General features: G+C 74.0%; 12 protein-coding genes. 9 read left to right on the top strand and 3 right to left on the bottom strand.

Annotated elements, in window-relative coordinates; genetic code table 11:
• Position 1 precedes the first annotated feature (1 nt).
• The 9 genes from P3T37_RS04145 (at position 2) to P3T37_RS04105 (ending at position 17386) form a co-directional block, all read left to right on the top strand.
• The gene (locus P3T37_RS04145) at positions 2–3277 is read left to right on the top strand and encodes an amino acid adenylation domain-containing protein (RefSeq protein WP_280722017.1); all 3276 of its coding nucleotides are present in this window, start codon (positions 2–4) and stop codon (positions 3275–3277) included.
• On the top strand, positions 3274–5442 hold the full coding sequence (locus tag P3T37_RS04140; protein WP_280722016.1) for a beta-ketoacyl synthase N-terminal-like domain-containing protein: 2169 nt from the start codon (positions 3274–3276) through the stop codon (positions 5440–5442). The genes P3T37_RS04145 and P3T37_RS04140 overlap by 4 nt, the downstream gene beginning before the upstream one ends.
• The gene (locus P3T37_RS04135) at positions 5439–8651 is read left to right on the top strand and encodes an amino acid adenylation domain-containing protein (protein ID WP_280722015.1); all 3213 of its coding nucleotides are present in this window, start codon (positions 5439–5441) and stop codon (positions 8649–8651) included. The genes P3T37_RS04140 and P3T37_RS04135 overlap by 4 nt, the downstream gene beginning before the upstream one ends.
• The gene (locus P3T37_RS04130; RefSeq protein ID WP_280722014.1) at positions 8648–9394 is read left to right on the top strand and encodes an alpha/beta fold hydrolase; all 747 of its coding nucleotides are present in this window, start codon (positions 8648–8650) and stop codon (positions 9392–9394) included. Before P3T37_RS04135 ends, P3T37_RS04130 begins: the two co-directional genes overlap by 4 nt.
• Before the next feature lie 200 nt (positions 9395–9594).
• Positions 9595–9783, top strand: coding sequence for an MbtH family NRPS accessory protein (locus tag P3T37_RS04125; protein WP_280722013.1), 189 nt, complete (start codon positions 9595–9597; stop codon positions 9781–9783).
• A 31-nt stretch (positions 9784–9814) separates the two neighbouring features.
• Entirely contained in the window at positions 9815–11392 is a 1578-nt protein-coding gene (locus P3T37_RS04120) for an amino acid adenylation domain-containing protein (RefSeq protein ID WP_280722012.1), read from the top strand.
• A 22-nt stretch (positions 11393–11414) separates the two neighbouring features.
• Complete coding sequence (locus tag P3T37_RS04115) at positions 11415–14384, top strand: condensation domain-containing protein (RefSeq protein ID WP_280722011.1); 2970 nt, start codon at positions 11415–11417, stop codon at positions 14382–14384.
• Between the two features lie 5 nt (positions 14385–14389).
• Positions 14390–15277, top strand: a complete 888-nt coding sequence (locus P3T37_RS04110; protein ID WP_280722010.1) for a TIGR03621 family F420-dependent LLM class oxidoreductase — start codon at positions 14390–14392, stop codon at positions 15275–15277.
• Between the two features lie 396 nt (positions 15278–15673).
• Positions 15674–17386 carry an LCP family protein gene (locus tag P3T37_RS04105; protein ID WP_280722009.1) on the top strand — a complete coding sequence of 571 codons (1713 nt, stop codon included), beginning with the start codon at positions 15674–15676 and terminating at the stop codon, positions 17384–17386.
• Positions 17387–17521: 135 nt separating this feature from the next.
• Here P3T37_RS04105 and P3T37_RS04100 read toward each other — a convergent pair whose 3' ends face one another.
• The 3 genes from P3T37_RS04100 to P3T37_RS04090 all read right to left on the bottom strand — a co-directional run bounded on the left by P3T37_RS04100 (position 17522) and on the right by P3T37_RS04090 (position 20281).
• Entirely contained in the window at positions 17522–18754 is a 1233-nt protein-coding gene (locus P3T37_RS04100; RefSeq protein ID WP_280722008.1) for a glycosyltransferase family 87 protein, read from the bottom strand.
• 128 nt (positions 18755–18882) lie between these two features.
• Positions 18883–19803, bottom strand: a complete 921-nt coding sequence (locus P3T37_RS04095; protein ID WP_280722007.1) for an NB-ARC domain-containing protein — start codon at positions 19801–19803, stop codon at positions 18883–18885.
• Positions 19787–20281 carry a hypothetical protein gene (locus P3T37_RS04090; protein ID WP_280722006.1) on the bottom strand — a complete coding sequence of 165 codons (495 nt, stop codon included), beginning with the start codon at positions 20279–20281 and terminating at the stop codon, positions 19787–19789. The genes P3T37_RS04095 and P3T37_RS04090 overlap by 17 nt, the downstream gene beginning before the upstream one ends.
• Positions 20282–20316 lie beyond the last annotated feature (35 nt).

The following is a 20316-nucleotide window of genomic DNA, read 5'->3' as shown; positions in this document are numbered from 1 at the left end:
CGTGCAGCAGGACTTCTCGCCGCTCTCGTCGGCGCAGCAACGGCTCTGGTTCTTCTGGCAGTTGCGGCCCGACGGCAGTGAGTACAACGTACCGAAGGCCACCCGGCTGCGCGGCGGACTCGACGCGCCCGCCCTTGAGCGGTCGATCGCCCACCTGGTCGCCCGGCACGCCCAGCTCCGCGCCACCTTCCCGACCGTGGACGGCGCGCCGGTGCTGCGGATCGCGCCGCACGCCACCGTGCCGCTGACCCCGGTCGACCTCACCGACCTGCCGGGCGCCGCACGCGAACGCGCACTGGCGGCGGAGGTGGACCGGGCGGCGCTGGCGCCCTTCGACCTGGTCAACGGGCCGGTGTTCCGGGCCCGGTTGATCAAGTTGGCCGCCGACGAGCACGTCCTGGTGCTCGCCTTCCACCACATCGTGGTCGACGGCTGGTCGCTGGGGATCGTCGAACGCGACCTGGCGGCGGGCTATGCGGCCGAGCTGGCCGGCACCGCGCAGGCGCCCGAGAAGTCCACGGCGGCCTACGACTACCGGGACTATGTCGCCGACGAGCAGCGGATGTTGGCCGGCTCTCGGCGCGTCGAGGCGCTGGCCTACTGGCGCGACCAGCTCGCCTGCGCGCCGCCACAGCTCCAACTGCCCACCGACTGGCCGCATCCGCAGCTTCCGAGCCACCAGGGGGACACCAGCTCCTTCCTGGTCTCCCCCCAACTCGGCCAACAGGCCCAGGCGCTGGCCACCCGCACCCGGGTCACCAGGTTCGTCGTACTGCTCAGCGCGTACGCGGCGCTGCTGTCCCGGCTGACCGCCACCGAGGAGGTGGTGATCGGCGTGCCGGTCAGCGGGCGCACCACGCTGGAGGTCGAGGGCGTCGTCGGGCTGTTCGTGAACATGCTGCCGCTCTGCGTCCGGGTGCGGCCCGGGATGACCTTCGTCGAGCTGCTGCACCACGTGCGGGACACCTTCCTGGCCGGCTACGAGTACCAGGACCTGCCCTTCCAGCAGGTGGTGGAGGAGCTCCAGCCCGAGCGCCTGACCTCGCGCCACCCGGTCTTCCAGAGCGTCTTCACCTACGAGGACGCGGCGGCCGGCGCCGACTCGGCACTGGCCGGGCTGCAGACCAGCCCGGTGCCGATCCGGATCGAGACCGCCAAGTTCGAGCTCACCCTGCACCTGGCGTGGAGCGCCGAGCGGGTCGAGGGCTGGATGGGCTTCCAGAGCGACCTCTTCGACGCGCGCACCGCCGAGCTGCTCGGCGAGCGCTACGTGCGCCTGCTGTCGGCCGCGCTGGCCGCGCCCGAGGAGACGGTGGCCCGGCTGCCGCTGCTGGGCGCCCGCGAGGAGCGCACTGTCCTGTCCGGCGGCGGCGAACCGCCCGCCCCCGGGGCCGAGTGCGTGCACCTGCTGGTGGCACGCCGGGCCCGCGAGCGGCCGACCGCCGTCGCCGTCCGCTGCGCCGAACAGGAGCTCAGCTACGCCGAGTTGGATCGTCAGGCCGAGCTGATCGCGGCGCGGCTGCGCGCCGCCGGCGCGCGACCCGGGAGCCTGGTGGCCACCTGCCTGCCGCGCGGCGCCGACCTGGTGGTCGCCGAGCTGGCCATCCTCAAGAGCGGCGCCGGCTACCTGCCGCTGGACCCGGCGAACCCGCCGTCCCGGCTGGCCGCCATCCTCACCGAGGCCGCGCCGCTGCTGACCCTCACCGACCGCCGGCGCAGCGCTCTGGTCGGCGCCGGCGCGCTCCTCACGCTGGAGGAGGTCCGCGCGGACGTCGCCGCGGACAGCCGCACCGCGGCCGAGCAGGCCGGTCCCGGCGACCTCGCCTACGTGATCTACACCTCCGGCTCCACCGGCACACCCAAGGGCGTGATGGTCGAGCACCGGTCGCTGGCCAACCTGGTCGCCTGGCACCGCCGGGAGTTCGACCTCGGTCCCGGCGATCGGACCACCCTGATCGCCGCCCCCGGCTTCGACGCCTCGGTCTGGGAGATCTGGCCCGCGCTGAGTGCCGGCGCCACGCTGGAGGTGCCGGACGCCGAGACAGTGCTGTCCCCGCACGACCTGACCGCCTGGCTGGTCGCACGCGAGGTGACCAGCTGCTTCGTGCCCACCCCGCTGATCGAGCGGATGGCCGAGGCGGCATGGCCGGACGCCGGCGCGCCGCGCACCGTGCTGACCGGCGGCGACCGCCTGCACGGCGTCGGGTCGCGGGAGCTGCCCTTCCGCCTGGTCAACAACTACGGGCCGACCGAGAGCACGGTGGTCGCCACCTCCGGGACGGTCCGCACCGACCTGGCCGGCCGCGGCGCCCTGCCGGACATCGGGCGCCCGATCCCGGGCGTGGAAGTGTACGTGCTGGACCAGGAGTTGGGCCCGGTGCCGACCGGGATGCCGGGCGAGCTGTACCTCGGCGGGATCGCGCTGGCCCGCGGCTACCTGGGCCGGCCCGAGCTGACCGCCGACCGCTTCGTGCCGCACCCGTTCAGCCGCACCCCCGGCGCCCGGCTCTACCGCACCGGCGACCTGGTCCGGCTGCGCGCCGACGGCAGCCTCGACTTCCTCGGCCGCAACGACCACCAGCTGAAGATCCGCGGCTTCCGGATCGAGGCCGGCGAGATCGAGAACGTGCTGCGCGCCCATCCGGGCGTCCGGGACGCCGTCGTCACCGCCACCGGCACCGGCACCGGCACCGGCACCGGCACCGAACCGGCCCTGGCCGCGTACCTGGTGCTCGCCGACCCGGCCGCCGCTCCGGACCGCGACGAGCTGCACGCGCACGTCGGGCGCCGACTGCCCGGCTACATGCGCCCGCACGAGTACCTGCTGCTGCTCGAACTGCCGCTGACGGCCAACGGCAAGGTGGACCGCGCGGCGCTGGCCGAGCACGCGGTGCCGCTGGCCGGCCGTCCGGCGGCCGAACGCGGCGCGGCCGCGCCGTGGGAGCGCGAGATCGCCGCCGTCTGGGCCAGGGCGCTGGGGCACGACAGCTTCGGCCCGCAGGACAACTTCTTCGACATCGGCGGCCACTCGCTGCTGCTGGCAGCCGTACGGGAGTTGCTGGCACAGGAGTTGGCGCGCGAGGTGACGATCCTGACGCTCTTCGAGCACCCCACCGTGGCCGCTCTGGCGCAGCACCTCGGCGCCACCGAGGCCGCGCGCGCCACGGTCGCCACCCCCGACGCACCCGCCGCCGACGCGGCGGCAGCACGCCTCAAGCGCGGAAACGCCCGGCTGCGGGCGATGCGCACCCAGAACCGTGGAAGGACTGACTCTTGAGCGGCAACGGCATCGGCATCGGCATCGGTGAGGACATCGAGCACGCCGAGGACAACGACACGCACATCGCGATCGTCGGCATGGCCTGCCGGCTCCCGGGCGCCTCGACGCCCGAGGAGTACTGGGCGAACCTGGTCGCCGGCGTGGACTCGGTGCGCCCCTTCACCGCGCAGGAGCTCCAGGAGTGGGGCCAGGACCCGGAGTTGCTCAACGACCCGCGCTACGTCCCGATGCACGGATCGGTCGACGGCATCGGGGAGTTCGACGCCGAGTTCTTCCAGTTCTCCGGCCGCGACGCCACCCTGCTCAACCCGCAGCACCAGCTCTTCCTGGAGTGCGCCTGGGAGGCCCTGGAACGGGCCGGCTACGACCCGCGCGCCACGCCCGGCACGGTGGGCGTCTACGCCGGAGCGGGCCGCAACGGCTACGCCTCGGTGGTCCAGTCCCAGGCGGACCGCTTCCCCGGCGTGGACGACCTCGCGCTCAACCTGGCCAACGAGCCCGAGCACCTGTCCACCCGGGTGTCCTACAAGCTCGGCCTGACCGGGCCCAGCATGGCCGTGATGACCGCCTGCTCGACCTCGCTGGTGGCCGTCCACGAGGCGAGCCGGGCGCTGCTGGCCGGCGAGTGCGACGTCGCGCTGGCCGGCGGCGTCTCGCTGCGCCTGCCGCGCTCGGGCTACTGGTACCGGGAGGGCGGCACCATGTCGCCGGACGGGCGCTGCCGCACCTTCTCCTGGAACGCCCGCGGCATCGTGGCCGGCGACGGCGCCGGGGTCGTCGTGCTGCGCCGCGCGCAGGACGCGATCGACGACGGCGACCACGTGCACGCCGTGATCCGCGGCTCCGCCGTCAACAACGACGGGCACCAGCGCGCGGGCTTCACCGCACCCGGCGTGCGCGGCCAGGCGGAAGTGATCCGGCTGGCGCACGCGGCGGCCGAGGTGAGCCCCGCGTCGATCTCCTACGTCGAGGCGCACGGCACCGGGACCCCGGTCGGGGACCCGATCGAGGTCACCGCGCTGACCCAGGCGTTCCGCACGGTCCCGGTGGCGGACGGCTCGGTCGCGCTGGGCTCGGTCAAGACGAACATCGGCCACACGGACACCGCCGCCGGCGTCGCCGGGCTGATCAAGACCGTGCTCGCGCTGGAGCACCGGACCATCCCCGCCACGCTGCACTTCGACGGCCCCAACCCGGCCGTCGACTTCACCGACACCCCCTTCACCGTGCCCACCGAGACCCGTAGTTGGGAGTCGGACGGCGCGCCGCGACGGGCCGGGGTGAGCTCCTTCGGGATCGGCGGGACGAACGCGCACGTGGTGCTGGAGGAGGCGCCGCGCGCCGCCGCCCCGGCCGCGCCGACCGGCGGCCAGCTGCTCGTGCTCTCCGCCCGGTCGCCCCAGGCGCTGGACACGATGGCCCTGCGGCTGGCCGAACACCTTTCCCGGAACCCCGAGTTGCCACTCACCGAGGTCGCCTGGACGCTGCAGACCGGACGGCACGGCTTCGCCCACCGCCGGTACGTGGTCTGCACCGACCACGCGCAGGCGATCGAGGCGCTGACGGCCGCCGCTCCCGCCCGCCCCGGCGCGGCCCCCGCCCTGAGCCCCGAGGCCCTGCTGAGCGAGCTGGACCGGGTGGCGGCCGGCGGCCTGCCGGAGGGCGAACTCGCCTCGCTGCTCGACACGGTGGGACGCCTGTGGCAGGACGGGACGGCGATCGACTGGTTCCGCCTGCACGGCGAGACCGTGCACCGCCGCGCCCTGCTGCCCAGCTACCCGTTCGAGCGACGGCAGCACCTGGTCAAGCCGGCGCCGTTCGCCCGCGCGGACGCCGCCGCACCCGCCGAGGCACCGGCCGCTCCGGCCACGCCGGCCGCTCGGATCGCCGACGCCTCCGTCGAGGAGCAACTCGCGCTGCTCTTCGGCAAGGTGCTGGGTGACAGCGAGGACATCGCCGAGCGGGACTTCTTCGAACTCGGCGGCGACTCGCTGAGCGCCGTCCAGCTGCTCTCGCTGGTCGAGGACGCCTTCGGGGTCGCGCCGCCGATGGAGGCGATCTTCGACGCCCCGACGGTCCCGGAGTTCGCCGCGGTCGTCGTGGACCTGCTGAACACCCTGAACGCCACCGCGGCGGACAGCGACACCCGGGAGACCTCGTGACGCACACAGAACAGGACGCCGGGCGGACCGTGATCGCGCCGGCGTCGTTCGCCCAGCGGCGGCTGTGGTTCCTGGACCACTTCACCAACGGCAACAGCGCCTACAACCTGGTCTCGGCGCTGCACCTCCAGGGCCCGCTGGACACCGGCGCCCTGCACCGCTCGCTGCAGCGGATCACCGACCGGCACGAGACGCTGCGGACCACCTTCCTGGTCGAGGACGGCGAGCCCTACCAGCGCATCGCGCCCGCCCACGCCCTCGCCCTGCCGGTCACCGACCTGACGGCGGTCCCGGCGCCGGAGCGGATCGCCAGGGCCACCGCGCTCGTCGAGGCCGACACCCTGCGCGAGTTCGACCTCACCCGGGGACCGCTGATCCGCACCAGCCTGCTGCGGCTGGACGCCGAGGAGCACGTCCTCTCGGTGGTCTGCCACCACAGCATCTGCGACGGCTGGTCGATGGGCCGCTTCCACCTGGAGCTGTCCGCGCTCTACACCGCCGAGTTGACCGGCATCGACGCCCAACTCGACCCGCTGCCAATCCAGTTCGGCCAGTACGCCGAGCTGGAGCGCAAGGAGCTGCTCAGCCTGCGGGCGCAGGAGTCGCTGACCCGGCTGCGGGAGCGGCTGGCCGGGGCGCCGGCCGTGCTCGAACTCCCCACCAGCTTCCCGCGACCCGCCGTCCAGGGCTACGCCGGGGCGACCTTCGACCTGGCCCTGGAGCCGGAGCTCTGGCAGGCCACCGCGCGCACCGCCCGGCAGCACCGGGTCACCCCGTTCATGACCCTGCTCTCCGCCTTCGCGGTGCTGCTCTCCCGACTCTGCGGCACGCAGGACCTGGTGATCGGCAGCCCGTCCGCCGGACGCACCGGCACGGCCGTCGAGCCGCTGATCGGGATGTTCGTCAACACCCTGCCGCTGCGCCAGGACCTGTCCGGCGACCCCGACTTCGCCGAGCTGCTGCTGCGCACCCGGCGCGGCACGCTGGCCGCCTTCGGCGACCAGGGCGTTCCGCTGGAACAGCTGGTGACCGCACTGGAGTTGGACCGCACGGCCAGCCACGACCCGCTGTTCCAGACCATGTTCGCCCTCCAGCAGCCGGCCTCCGTCCCGCAGTTGGACGGGCTGTCGGCGCAGATCCTGCCGGTCCGCCCGCCGACGACCTTCACCGACCTGTGGCTGGAGATCCGCCCGAGCGGGGACGGCGCGGTCGCCACCTTCCGCTACCGGACCGAGCTCTTCGACGCACCGACCGTGCAGCGCATCGCGCAGCAGTACCGGAACCTGCTGCGGGCCGCCGTCGACGCGCCGCAGACGAAGGTCTCCGCGCTCTCGCTGCTCGGCCGGGAGGAGGCCGAGGAGATCCTGCACCGGTGGAGCCGGACCGACGAGCCGCACCCCTGGGACGGTCCGGTCCACCAGCTGATCGAGCACCAGGCCGCCCGCACGCCGGAGGCGACCGCGGTGGTCTTCGAGTCCACCCGGCTGAGCTACGCGCAACTGAGCGCCCGGACCCGGCGGATCGCCCGGCGGCTGGCCGAGCAGGGGGCGAGCCCGCGCTCGGTGGTCGCACTCTGCCTGCCGCGCGGCGTCGAGCTGCTGCCCTCGATCCTGGCCGTGCTCAGCGGCGGCGGCGCCTACCTGCCGCTGTCACCCGAGGACCCGCCGGGGCGCCTCGCCCGTCTGGTCCAACTGTCGGGCGCCACCCACGTGCTGACCACCGCCGAGCTGTCCGGCGCCTTCGCGCAGGCCGGCGTCCCGGTGCTGGCGGTGGACGCCGACGCGTCCCCGGAGGCCGCCGAGGCCGCCGAGGCCGCCGTCCCGGTCGAGGTGGCGCCGGACGACCTGGCGTACGTGATCTACACCTCCGGCTCCACCGGCGAGCCGAAGGCGGTGGGCGTCCCGCACCGCGGGCTGGCCAACCGCATCCACTGCCTACAGGACTCCCAGCACCTGACGCCCGAGGACCGGGTGCTCCAGAAGACCCCGTACACCTTCGACGTCTCGGTGCAGGAGCTGCTCTGGCCGCTGACGGTCGGCGCCACGCTGGTGGTCGCCGAGCCGGGCGGGCACCGGGACCCGGCCTACCTGGTCGACCTGATCGAGCGCGAGGCGATCACCACGGTGCACTTCGTGCCGCCGATGCTGGAGGTCTTCCTGGAGGAGCCCGACCTGCACCGGTGCGCCTCCCTGACGCGGGTGATGTGCAGCGGCCAGGCGCTGCCCGCCCAGCTCAGGGACCGCTGCCTGGACCGGCTGCCGGTGCGGCTGTCCAACTTCTACGGCCCCACCGAGGCCTCGATCGAGGTCACCGAGTGGGAGTGCCCGCCGCGGACGCCCGGCTCGGACGGCCCGCGCGACGCCCGGGTGCCGATCGGGCGCCCGATCGCCGGCGTCGAGGTGTACGTCCTGGACGACCTGCTGCGCCCGGTGCCGGTCGGCATACCCGGTGAGCTGTTCCTCGGCGGCGTCGCGCTGGCCCGCGGCTACCTGGGCCGGCCCGAGCTGACCGCCGACCGCTTCGTCCCGCACCCCTACAGCCGCACCCCCGGCGCCCGGCTCTACCGCACCGGCGACCTGGTGCGCTGGCGGGCCGACGCGACCATCGACTTCCTGGGCCGCAACGACCACCAGCTGAAGATCCGCGGCTTCCGGATCGAGCCCGGCGAGATCGAGAACGCCCTGCGCAGCCACCCCGGCGTCCAGGACGCCCTGGTCACCACCACCCTCGCCACCACCCCGGGGTCCGAACCCGCCCTGACCGCCTACCTGGTGAGGATCGGGACAGCCGGGCAGGACGGCCCGGACGAGGAGGCGTTCACGGCCGCGCTGCGCGAGTGGCTGCGCGACCGGCTGCCCCGGTACATGGTCCCCGGCCAACTCGTCGTGCTGCCGCGCTTCCCGCTCAACCCGAGCGGCAAGGTCGACCGCGCGGCCCTCCCGCTCCCCCGGCAGGCCCGCCCCGAGCAGCTGGTGGGTCCGCGCGACGAGCTGGAGCGGACCCTGAGCGACATCTGGAGCCAGGTGCTGGGACGTGAACAGACCGGTGTCGCCGAGGACTTCTTCGAGATCGGCGGCGACTCGCTGAAGAGCATCCAGGTGGTGCACCGCGCCCGCGAGGCCGGGCTCACGCTCAGCGTCAGCCAGCTCTTCCACCACCCCACGGTCGAGGAACTCGCCGCCCAGCTACGGCAGAAGGCAGCGCAGTGACCAGACGCTGGCTGCTGCGGTTCCCGCCGCGCCCGCAGGCCCGGGTGCGCCTGCTCTGCCTGCCCGGGGCGGGCGCGGCCGCCGCGATGTTCCGCTCCTGGTTCGAGCTGCTGCCGCCCGAAGTGGAGGTCTGCGCCGTCCAGTTGCCCGGCCGCGGCGCCCGGCTGCGGGAGGCGCCGTACACCGCGATGGAGCCGCTGGCCGACGCGCTGGCCCAGGCGGTGCTGGCCGAACCGCCGCTCCCGACGGTGGTCTTCGGGCACAGCCTGGGCTCGGTCATCGGCTTCGAGCTGGCCGACCGGCTGAGCCGCGACCCCGCGCGAACCCCGCTCGCGCTGGTGGCGGCCGCGCACCGGGCCCCGCGGCTCGGCAGCGCAGGCCTGCCGTACCACCTGCTGCCCGATCCGGATCTCGCCGAGGTGATGGTCCAACTCGGCGGCACCCCCCGGGAGGTGCTGGCCAGGCCGGAGCTGCTGCGACTGGCGCTGCCCTCGATCCGGGCGGACTTCGAGCTGGACCACGGCTACCGCTACAAGGCGCGGGCGCCGCTGGCCGTCCCGATCAGCGTCTTCGGCGGCACCGCGGACAGCACCGTATCGGAGCCCGAACTCGCCGCCTGGAGCGCCCACACGAGCACCGCCTTCAGCCTGCGGATGCTCCCCGGGGACCACTTCTTCCCCACCGGCCCGAGCGGCCCCGAGATGCTCGCGCAGATCCGCGCGGACCTCTTCCAGCACGTCTGACCAGGCCAGGGCGTGTCTCGTAATTCCCGCCGGGCGCGCGACGCCGGGCATCCCGCCTGGACGCACCGCCGAGCCACCCAAGTACGACCCAGTACGAGGGCGACTCGGCGGCACGCCCAGCCGGGCGCCCAACGCCGTGCGCTGATCCGACGCGAATTACGAGACACGCACTGGCCACCCAACACGCAAGGAGAGCCGAGATGTTCGAGGACGGCGACGACCGCCCGTACCTCGTGGTGCGCAACCACGAGGAGCAGTACTCCGTCTGGCCCGAGGGCAGCGCGCTGCCGGCCGGCTGGGAGGGCGTCGGGGTGAGCGGCGACAAGGCCGTCTGCCTGGCCCACATCAAGGAGATCTGGACCGACCTGCGCCCGCTCAGCCTGCGCTGACATCGCCGTTACGAGGAGTGGAACAAGTACCGTGCAGTCCGAACTCTGCCTTCACCAGATATTCGCGGCCCAGGCGGCCCTGCGCCCGGACGCGCCGGCCCTGTCCGACCCGGACGAGGAGCTGACGTACCGTCAACTCGACGAGCGAGCGGACCGGCTCGCGGCCGCGATCCTGAGCCGCGTGCCCGGCCCCGGCGCGCGGGTGGGCCTGCACCTGCGCCGCGGCAACGCGGTGGTGGTGGCGATCCTGGCGGTGCTGAAGGCCGGTTGCAGCTATGTGCCGCTCGACCCGTCCTACCCGGCGGACCGGGTGCGCTTCATGGCCGAGGACGCCTCGGTCGACCTGGTGCTGACCGACACCGACCACGGCACCGGCTCCGCCCCCGCCGTGGGCGAGTTGCTGCCCCTGGACGCCGCCCTCTGGGCGCCGCACGCGCCCCGGGTCGGCGAGGTCACCGTGACGCCGGACGCGCCGGCCTACGTCATCTACACCTCGGGCTCCAGCGGCACGCCCAAGGGGGTCGAGGTCTCGCACCGCAACGTGACGGCCCTGCTGGCGGCCTGCGACCGGGTGCTGGAGCTCGACCACGAGGACGTGTGGACGCTCTTCCACTCGTACTGCTTCGACTTCTCGGTCTGGGAGCTGTGGGGGGCACTCGCGCACGGCGCCAAGCTCGTCGTGGTGCCGGCCGAGGTGGCCCGGCTGCCCGAGTCGACGCTGGAGCTGCTGCGCGCCGAGCGCGTGACCGTCCTCAACCAGGTGCCCTCGGTCTTCCGCTACCTCTCCCGGGCGGGCACCGACGTGCTGGACGACGACGAGTCGCCCGAGCCGCTCGCGTTGCGCTACGTGATCTTCGGCGGCGAGGTGGTGGACGTCGACGCGGTCCGCGAGTGGCGCCAGTTCCACGGCACCGCAACCGGGTTCGTCAACATGTACGGCATCACCGAGACCACCGTCTTCTCCACCTACCGGCACCTGCTCGCGGCCGAGATGGACGCGCCGGTCGGCTCGCCGGTGCGCCCGGGAGACCCCGACCCGGCGCTCAACATCGGACTGCCGCTGGAGGGCTTCGAGTTGGCCCTGCTCGCCGAGGACGGCTCGCCGACCCCGCTCGGCGAGATCGGCGAAATCCACCTCGCCGGGCCGCAGTTGGCGATCGGCTACCTGGACCGCCCGGAGCTGACGGCCGAGCGCTACCCGCTGCTCGCGCCGGCCGGCGGGACCCCGCGCCGCTACTACCGCAGCGGCGACCTCGGGGTGGCCCGGGCGGACGGCAGCATCGAGTACGCCGGGCGCGCGGACGACCAGGTCAAGGTGAACGGGTACCGGATCGAGATCGGCGAGGTGGAGTCGGCGCTGCGCAGCGCGCCCGGCGTGGCCGACCTGGTGGTGGTGCCCACCACCAGCCGGATCGGCGAACGCCAGCTGGTGGCCTTCTACACCGTCCCCGACGGCATCGCGGCGGACGGCGTGGCCGAGCCGCTGGCCGCCCACGCCAGGGCCGCGCTGCCGGTCTTCATGGTCCCCGGCCGGTTCGTCCACGTGCCCGCGCTGCCACTGAGCCCCTCGGGGAAGACCGACAAGCGCGCGCTCGCCGCGCAGCTCTGACCCGCACCCCCGAGGAGGACGAATGGACCGATCCGTGCCGTCGCAGCAGCTCCCGCTGTCGGTCACCCAGGAGGCGATGTGGGTGACCTGGCAGCTCGACCCCGCCAAGTGGGAGCACGTCATCCCGCTGGCGCTGGAGGTCACCGGCTCCCTGGACCTGCCGCGGCTCCGGGCCGCCTGCGCCCAGCTCTTCCGGCACCACCCCGCGCTGCGGGCCCGGGTGCGGCGCGGCGCGGACGGGATGTGCCTGGACTGGGCCGATACCGACGCACCCGCGGTGACGGTCCGGACGGTCGACGCCCCGCGGGAGGACGCGCTCGCGGCGGCGCGGATCCCGTTCGACCTGGACCGCGGTCCGCTCTCCCGGGTGGAGCTGCTGCACGGCCCGGACTGGACCGTGCTGCTGATCACGGTCCACCACATCATCCTGGACGGCACCTCGACACCGGTCCTGCTCGACGACCTGCGCCGGGCCTACGCGGGCGAGGAGTTGGCACCCCCGCAGGAGCTCGCGCCGCTGCTGGCGCACGCCCGGCGCTCGCGCGAGGCGGCCGAGGGTGCGAGCGGCGAGCCGCTGCGCGGATACTGGCGCGACACGCTGGCGGGGCTGCCGCCGGCCCGCACGCTGCCGGTGTCCGACGACCGCGAGCAGCTTCTTCGGGTTCCCGAACCGTTCTCGATGGAACCGGAGTTGACCCGGAAGGTGCGCGAACTGGCCCGGGAGCTGGGCGTCTCGTACTTCATCGTCATGCTCGGCGCGCTGTTCGTCACCCTGCACCACCACACCGGCAGCGACGACCTGATCGTCTCCGCTCCCTACCATGGCCGCCCCGAACGGGAGTTGAAGGGACGGGTGGGCTTCTTTGTCAACGTCCTGCCGTTCCGCCTGCGGCTGCGCGCCGCGGACAGCTACCAGCAGCTGGTGCAGGAACTTCGGTCGACCGTGCGCGCCGGCCTGCGGCACGCCGCCCTTCCGCTGCCGGCGATCCTGCGCTCGGCGCACCTGCTGGGCCCGGACGCCCGTGCGCAGACCCACCAGGTGGTCTTCGAGTACTGGGACACGGCCGCCACGGACGGGCTCGACGTCTACGACTTCGAGCTCGCCGGCGGCGGTTCGCGCTGCACCCTCAGCATGCTCGACTCGACGGACGTGGCCGACTACCGGCTCATCGTGCAGCTGACCGAGGGCAGCACCGGCAGCCGGATGCTCTGGAAGGACGCGACCGGCTCGGTCGGGCCCGCCGCCACCGACGCGCTGACGCGGGACTACCTGGCGGTGGTGGCCGACATGGTGGCCGACCGGCACCGCACGCTCGCCGAGGCGACCGCGCTGCTGCCCGCCGTCCACCGCCCGGCCGCCACCACCACCACCACCACCGAGCCCGAGAAGGCCGCGATCCGCACCAGCGTCTCGGAGACGGTGGCGCCGCTCGCCGAGATCTGGAGCCGGGTGCTGCGCATCGCGGACATCTCGGCCGACGACTCGTTCTTCGAACTGGGCGGACACTCCCTGCTGGCCGCCACCCTGCTGACCCGGATCACCAAGCGACTGGGCGTCGAGCTGTCGGTGCGCGACCTGTTCGGCCACCCACGGCTCGGCGACCTCGCCGAGCTGATCGACGCCCGCCGCGCGAGCGCCCCCGAGGCCACCGAGGACGCGGCCGAACCGGACGCCGAGCCGGCCGGCGGCACCTTCCCCGCCTCCGGCTTCCAGGAGGGCATCTGGCTCGCCGAGCGGCTGGACCCGGCCCACGCCAGGTACCACATCCCGCTCTACTGGAGCGTCCAGGGCGAGCTGGACCCGGACCGGCTGCGCGCCGCGCTCGCCGCTCTGGTGGCCCGCCACGAGATCCTGCGGACCCGCTTCGTCGACCTCGACGGCCGCCTGCACCAGGAGGTCGCCGAGCCGTGGGCCCCCGCCCTGGAGGAGGCGGAGCTGCCAGGGGCGACCGAGGCGGAGCAGCACACGTGGCTGCGCAGCTGGTCCGAGGCCGCCGCAGCTGCGTTCGCGCCGGCCGCCGGACGCCTGCTGGCGGCCGGGCTCTTCACCCTGCCGGACGGCGGCCGGGTGCTCGCGCTCTGCGTGCACCACCTGGTCCTGGACGGGGAGTCGGTCCCGGTCCTGATCCGCGAGCTGGAGCTGTGCCACCAGCAGACCGGCGCCGGCTCGGCGCCGCCCCTGCCGCCCGCCCGCCAGTACCGCGAGCTGGTCCGCTCCCAGCAGGACGGCCCCGGCCGGGTGCGGGCGACCGTCGACCTGGCGTACTGGTCCACCCACCTGGCCGGCGCGCCCAGCTCGCTGGACCTGGCCGAGCCGGGACAGCCCGGCAGCGTCCGGCTGCCGCTGGCGGCCGGGCTGGCCGAGCGGCTGCTCCCGCTCCAGGCGCAGCGCAGGGCCTCGCGCTTCATGGTCACCGCGGCGGCGCTGGCCGCCGTGCTGCACCGCTGGTCCGGCGCGGCCGACCTGACCTTCGGCATCCCGGTGGCGAACCGGTCCGCCGGCGCCTTCGGCGACGTGGTCGGCCCCTGCCTGAACACCCTGGTGCTGCGCTCGCGCTGCACCGCCGGGACGACCTTCGCGGACCTGCTGGAGGCCACCCGCGAGGAGGTCATCGCGGCCTTCGAGCACCAGAGCGCCCCGTTCGACGAGGTGGTCCGCGCGCTGCGGCCCGCCCGCTCGCCCGGCCGGACGCCGTTCGTCGACTGCCTGCTCAACAGCGTCAGCACCACCCGGTGGTCCGCCGCCCTGGGCGGGGCGCGGCTGGTCTCGCTCGACCACGAGCTGCAGGACGAGGAGACCAACAAGTTCGGCCTCACCGTGACCCTCGCCGAGACCGGCGGCGCCCTCCAGGGGGCGCTCGCCCACCGCGGCGACTACCTCGGCTCCGCCGACGCCGCGCGGCTGGCCGGCGACCTCGCCGCCGTCCTGAACGGCTTCCCCGACCTCCTCCCCCAGCCGGTGCTCACACCCCGGCCGACCGAGACGAGCTGACCCCCGTGAAGAGCTTCCGCTTCGGCGTCAACCTGGTGCCGCCCGCCCGACGCGAGCAGTGGTGGGAGAGCTGCCGCACCGCCGAGCGCCTCGGCTACGACGTCATCGCCGTACCCGACCACCTCGGCGTGCCGTCCCCCTTCCCTGCGATGGTCTCCGCCGCCGCCGCGACCGAGCGGGTCCGGCTGACCGCGTTCGTCCTCAACAGCGCGTTCTGGAACCCCGTGCTGCTGGCCCGGGACGTGCTGACCGCGGACGGCCTCACGGACGGCCGGGTGGAGGTGGGCCTGGGGACCGGCTACGTGCGCGCGGAGTTCGAGAAGGCCGGCTTCGACTGGGGCACCGCCGGAAGCCGGGTCGGGCGCCTGGAGCAGACCGCCGGCGAGCTGCGCGGGCTGCTCGCCGAGCCGCGCGCCCTGGGCTTCGCCGAGCCGCCGGCCCGGCTCCCGCTGCTGATCGGCGGCAACGGCGACCGGGTGCTGCGGCTGGCCGCGCGGCAGGCGGACATCGTCTCGTTCTCCGGCGCCGTGCTGGCGCCCGGCTCGGCGCGCGGCACCCTGCAGCTGATCGACGCCGAGGCGATGGACGAGCGGGTGCGGTTCTTCGAGCAGGCGGCGGGAGATCGCGCCGACCAGGTCGAGCGCAACGTCCTGGTCCAGACGGTGCTGGTGACACCCGACCGGTCGGACGCCGCTCAGAGTGCCCGCCGGCGCCTGCCGTACCTCAGCGCGGCCCAGATCCTCGACGTGCCCACCCTGCTGCTCGGCACGCCGGAGCAGATCGCGGCCACGCTGCTGGAGCGCCGGGAGCGCTACGGCTTCTCCTACGTCTGCGTGCAGGAGCGCGACATGGCCGCCTTCGCCCCGGTCGTCGAGCTGCTGTCCGGCCGCTGACCGTCGGCCGGCCGACCGCCGACCGACGGCCGACCGGGGTGTGAACGTGGTCACACCCCGGTCACCCCGAACTGCCCCTCCAGATGGCCGAAAAGGCTCTCTGCGGGCCCCTCGTCCCGACCCGGCCCCGGACCGCTGAGCGGGCAACCTGCCACCCGGTCCGTGGTCCGCAGAAAACTGGCGCTACCTTGGCTAACCTGTCGCGGGCCGCGTGGTCGACCTTGGCAGGCGACGCAACCGTTCAGCGGAACAGGGCGTGTAGTTAACCAGACTGCCGCGCTCCGGATCCGGACGGCTCTGTCGAGACCGCCGGGGCCCCGGCCGACTGGATGAGGGAGAGCGCGTGACGGGTCAGCAGCGGTCGTCGGACCGGTCGAGGAGTGAGGGCACGCAGGCATGACCGATATACAGCTGGACAGGTCCCGGTCGGGGCGGCGTGCCAAGGGCGGCCCGGCCCCGCTGCCGGCCGCGGCCACCGGTGGCCGTGCCGCCGCCCGCAAGGGCCGCAAGAAGCCCCGCCGGGCGCTGCGGGTCCTCGCCTTCACCAGCGCGGGTGTGGTGCTGGTGACCGCGGGCGTCGGCGCGTTCGTGTACGAGAAGCTGAGCGGGAACATCAAGAGCTCCGCGCTGTTCGCCGGCACCACGGGCGACGCCGGCCACGAGAAGCCGGACGCCTTCGGCCGCACCCCGCTCAACATCCTGGTGATCGGCTCGGACAGCCGCGACAACGCCGCCGACTGCGCGATCGGCGGCGACTGCGGCCCCGGCGCCAACGCCGACGTCGAGATGGTCCTGCACGTCTCCGCCGACCGCAGCAACGCCACCGTCATGAGCATCCCGCGCGACACCATGACCCAGCTGCCGGCCTGCACCGACACCCAGCACCACACCAACATGAAGGCCCAGTACGGCCAGATCAACAGCACCCTGGACTACGGCCCCGGCTGCACCGTGGCCGCCGTCCACCAACTCTCCGGCATCCCCATCGACCACTTCATCACCGTCGACTTCACCGGCGTCGTACAGATGTCCGACGCGGTCGGCGGCGTGCCGATCTGCGTCAGCGACAACGTCTACGACCCCGACTCCCACCTCAAGCTCAAGGCCGGCACCCACACCCTCAAGGGCATGGCCGCCCTGATGTTCGTCCGCTCCCGCCACGGCTTCGGCGACGGCAGCGACCTGGGCCGCACCGTCTCCCAGCACATGTTCATCGGCGCCATGGTCCGCCAGCTCAAGAGCGCCGGCACCCTGGCCGACCCCACCGCCGTCTACTCACTGGCCAACGCCGCCACCAAGGCACTGACCGTCGACACCGGCCTCAGCGGCATCCCCCAGCTGGTCGGCCTCGCCGACGACCTCAACAAGGTACCCGCCGACCGGATCACCTTCACCACCATGCAGAACCTCCCCGACCCCAAGGACGCCGCCCGCGTCGTCGTCGCCCCCGCCGCCAAGAACCTCTTCGACGCCATCAGCAACGACCAGTCACTCACCACCGGCAGCGGCGACAAGTCCAGCGCCGCCGCCCAGGCCACCGCCGCCGCCGCCGCACCCGCACCCGCCGCCCCCGCCGCCCCCACACCCGCCGCACCGGCCGCCGGGGCCGGCGCGCCGAAGAAGGACATCGCCGTCCACGTCAAGAACGGCAGCGGGACGGCCGGCCGGGCGGGCGAGGTCGCCACCGCCCTGAAGGCCGCCGGCTACAGCAGCGCCAGCACCGCCACCAACGGCCCCGCCGCCGCGAAGAGCGTCGTCACCTACACCGCCGGCCACGAGGCCGACGCCCAGGAGGTCGCCGCCTCGGCGGGCCTGCCCGCCACCGCGGTCGAGGCCGGCGAGGGCCCGGGGATCACGCTGGTGATCGGCGCCGACTGGACCAGCGGGACCACGTTCAGCGGCGGCGCGGCCTCGTCCGGCGGAGCCGCGGCGGCACCCGCCCCCGTCGACACCCAGGCCGCCCTGAGCGACGCCAGCGCGGCGACCGCCGACGACAGCAGCAAGTGCGCCCAGGTCAGCCACGATCGCACCGTCAACCTGAACGGCGTCCCGATGACGCCGATCCAGGCCTACGCCAAGAGCACCGACGTGCCGGACTCGGCTCCCTGAGCCGACCCCGTCCGGCCCGCGGCCCGCACACCCTTCACCGGGTGTGCGGGCCGCGGCGTTCTCCCCTGCGGTTACGGGAGGGTCCAGCAGGCGTAGTCGACCCGGCTGCCGTTGCGAAAGAGCTCGGCGCAGAGATCAGCTGTAGGACGGCTCCAGTCGGTCCGAGGCGCGCTCCTCGGCGGGCGTCCGGGAGGCCATCGGCCACTCGTCCTCGCCGGACCGTCCGCGGCCGTCGACGAAGACGCGGCGCAGCAGCACCAGGGTGAGGACCACGTTGACCAGGGCCACCGAGTACGCCTGGTTCTGCAGGGGGTCGAGCTGGTGCTGGGTGAAGCCGGCCAGTTTCGGGACCAGGGCGACCCAGATCCACCACGAGCGCGCAGCGGACCCGGGCCTGACCAGGGAGGCCGTCAGCATCGGCAGGACGACCAGGAGATAGTGGTCGAAGGAAGGCCGGCTGGCGATCAGGGCCGCGAGCATCAGCATGGCGGCGGTCTCCGTCAGCCGGAGCGCCTCGTCCCCGCCGAGGCGCCAGCGCCGCCAGGCCCCGGCGACGAGAGCTACCGCGAGGATCCCGGCCAGGCCCAGCGCGACGGCGTGCGGAACCCCGAGCCTGGGCAGCAGAGTGCCGAGCGAGGCGTCGAAGGGGCGGGCGTACACGTCCTGGCCGTGCAGCAGGAACGGCAGTGTCTTGGTGAAGAACAGGCCTGGCTGCGGCATCATCGCGGCAGCCGCGAGCGAGGCGGCGAGTGGAACAGCGGCCGACACCAGGAAGGCGATCGGCCGCCTGGCTATCAGGAAGAGGACCGCCACCGGGACCAGCATCGGCTTGGTGGCGATCGCCAGTCCGATCACCAGGCCTGCCCAGACCCACCGAGAGCGATGCGCCAGCAGCAGGGCGGCCGGCAGCGCCAGCGCCGAGTAGGCCGTCCAGTTGCCGAGTTGGACGACGTTGCGGAACGGGACCAGGAAGCAGAGCAGCAGGATCCCGAGCGCCGACAGGCGGCTGAGCAGCGGCACCCGGAAGAGCCGCAGCGCGCAGAGCCAGCCGCCCACCACCAGGGCCACCGTCATGATCGGCGCCACCCACTTGAGCTCCGGCCCCGAGAGGTACGACTGCGGCAGCGCGACCAGCACGGCACTCGGGAAGTAGAGGAACCGCTTGTCGGCGTACGGTGCCCCGCCGTCCCGGAAGGTCTGCGCCGCCTTGACGATGAACTGGTCGTCGACCGCGTTCCAGCCGCCGGTCAGATGCGCGTTGACGACCGTGATCCAGAGCATCGGCAGGACGGCGACCAGCAGCGGGAGCGGGGCCCGGGCCCGGAGCCAGGGCCCCAGGTCGGGTATCGCAGACCGTCTCGTTCCCATACCCGCCATGTCCTGTCCCGTCGCTCGGCGCATCGGCCGTGCGGCCTCGAGCATGCTACTCGGCGCCGTAGAGGCCGACGCAGCGGTACTCGCCTCCCCAACTCCGTAGTCAGCTGTCTGACCTTGTGTCAAGGCGTCCTGCGACGGTTGAGCGAGGTGCCGTAGTCGGCGCCTACTGCGCCAGCCGGTCCAGCCACCACGCGAGGTTGTCCCGAACGGTCCGGGTCTCGGGGTGGTCGGGGCCCAACACCCGTACATGGTCGGCCAGCAGCTCCGCGAACGCCACGGCCGCCCCGGCCGCATCCCCGCTCCAACCCCTGCACACCGCAAGGTCGGGTGGTGACCAGCGTCCGGCCGTTCGGGCCGGCGGGCGGCCAGAGGCCGCGCAGGTCGGCCGGGTCGGCCACGTCGTCCAGTACCACCAGCCACCGGCACGGCCTCTCCCCGGCCTTGAGTGCCTTGAGTGCCGTGGGTGCCGTGGGTGCCTTGGGTTGCAGCCAGGAGAGGAAGGAGACGGCGGCGCGTTCCGCGTCGTCGGGGTCGGCCCGGCACAGCTCGACGCCGGCCTGCGCGTATCCGGTCACCACGGCCGAGCGGCTGCCGGCGGTCACCCACACCAGGACGTCCACGTCGGCGGACTGCCAGGCGGCGTGCGCGTAGTCGGCGGCGAGCTGGGTCTTGCCCACGCCGCCCATCCCGGTCAGGACCTGGCACAGCACGGCGGTGCCACCGTCGCGGACCGCCGCGCGCAGCCGCTGGGCCTCGGCCCGGTGCTGGAAGGAGTGCGCCCGGGCCGGGACCGCACCGACCTGGTGCGGCCACTCGGCCGGTTCCCGCGGCGCTCGCTGGTGCACGGTCAGGTTGCCGCTCACCGCGATCGCCCCGGGCGCGGTCGCGGTCGCGTCCCCCGTACGGGACACCTGCACGGACGCGGCGGCGGGTACGGGTCCCCGGTGACCGCTGACCGCCGCCGCGCCGGCGGCGGCGTGCGCGTCGCCGGTGTCCGTCGCGCTCGCTCCCGCCCCCGGCCGGTCAGCTGTAGTCGACACCCGTACTCGCCCTGCTTCCGGCGCCCTCTGCGGTCGCGTCCCCGGTGCGCTGCGCGGTGGCCGACCCGCCGCCGGCGCCGCCCGGGCGCAGCACTCCGGTGCTGGCCCGGCCGCCGCCGCTCGCCGTGCTCGCCCCGCTGTCGATCACCGTGTCGACCGGCCCGGTCGCCTGAAGCGCCGCGAGCGCCCGCGCCAACTCCTGTGCGAAGCCCGGGTCGCGCTCCGCAGCGTCCTCCACCGCGTCGATCAGACGACGGCGGGTGCGCTCACTCGGCGCGTCCCGGCCCGCCTCGGCCTCCTCCTGCGCCCGCTCCAGCGCCGGATCCGGTCCCAGCCTGGCGCTGACCACCTCGTGCAGCCGGTCCATCCCCTCGTCCAGCGCGCGGTCGACCTCCGCATCCGCGCGCCCCGCCACCCGGGTGGCCTTGCGGACCATCCAGGCGAACAGATAGCCGACCGCGATCTCCACACCCGTCACCACGACCCCCTCGCTCCAGCTGACAACGCGGCAGC

Source organism: Kitasatospora sp. MAA4, assembly GCF_029893355.1.
Lineage (GTDB): Bacteria > Actinomycetota > Actinomycetes > Streptomycetales > Streptomycetaceae > Kitasatospora.
This window is presented reverse-complemented; position numbering and strand designations above follow the sequence as displayed.

Excerpts from the sequence above, each read along its gene's own strand:
- P3T37_RS04125 (WP_280722013.1), top strand. The coding sequence starts at position 9,595 with ATGTTCGAGGACGGCGACGACCGCCCGTACCTCGTGGTGCGCAACCAC.
- P3T37_RS04115 (WP_280722011.1), top strand. The coding sequence starts at position 11,415 with ATGGACCGATCCGTGCCGTCGCAGCAGCTCCCGCTGTCGGTCACCCAG.
- P3T37_RS04105 (WP_280722009.1), top strand. The coding sequence starts at position 15,674 with ATGACCGATATACAGCTGGACAGGTCCCGGTCGGGGCGGCGTGCCAAG.
- P3T37_RS04100 (WP_280722008.1), bottom strand. The coding sequence starts at position 18,754 with ATGGGAACGAGACGGTCTGCGATACCCGACCTGGGGCCCTGGCTCCGG.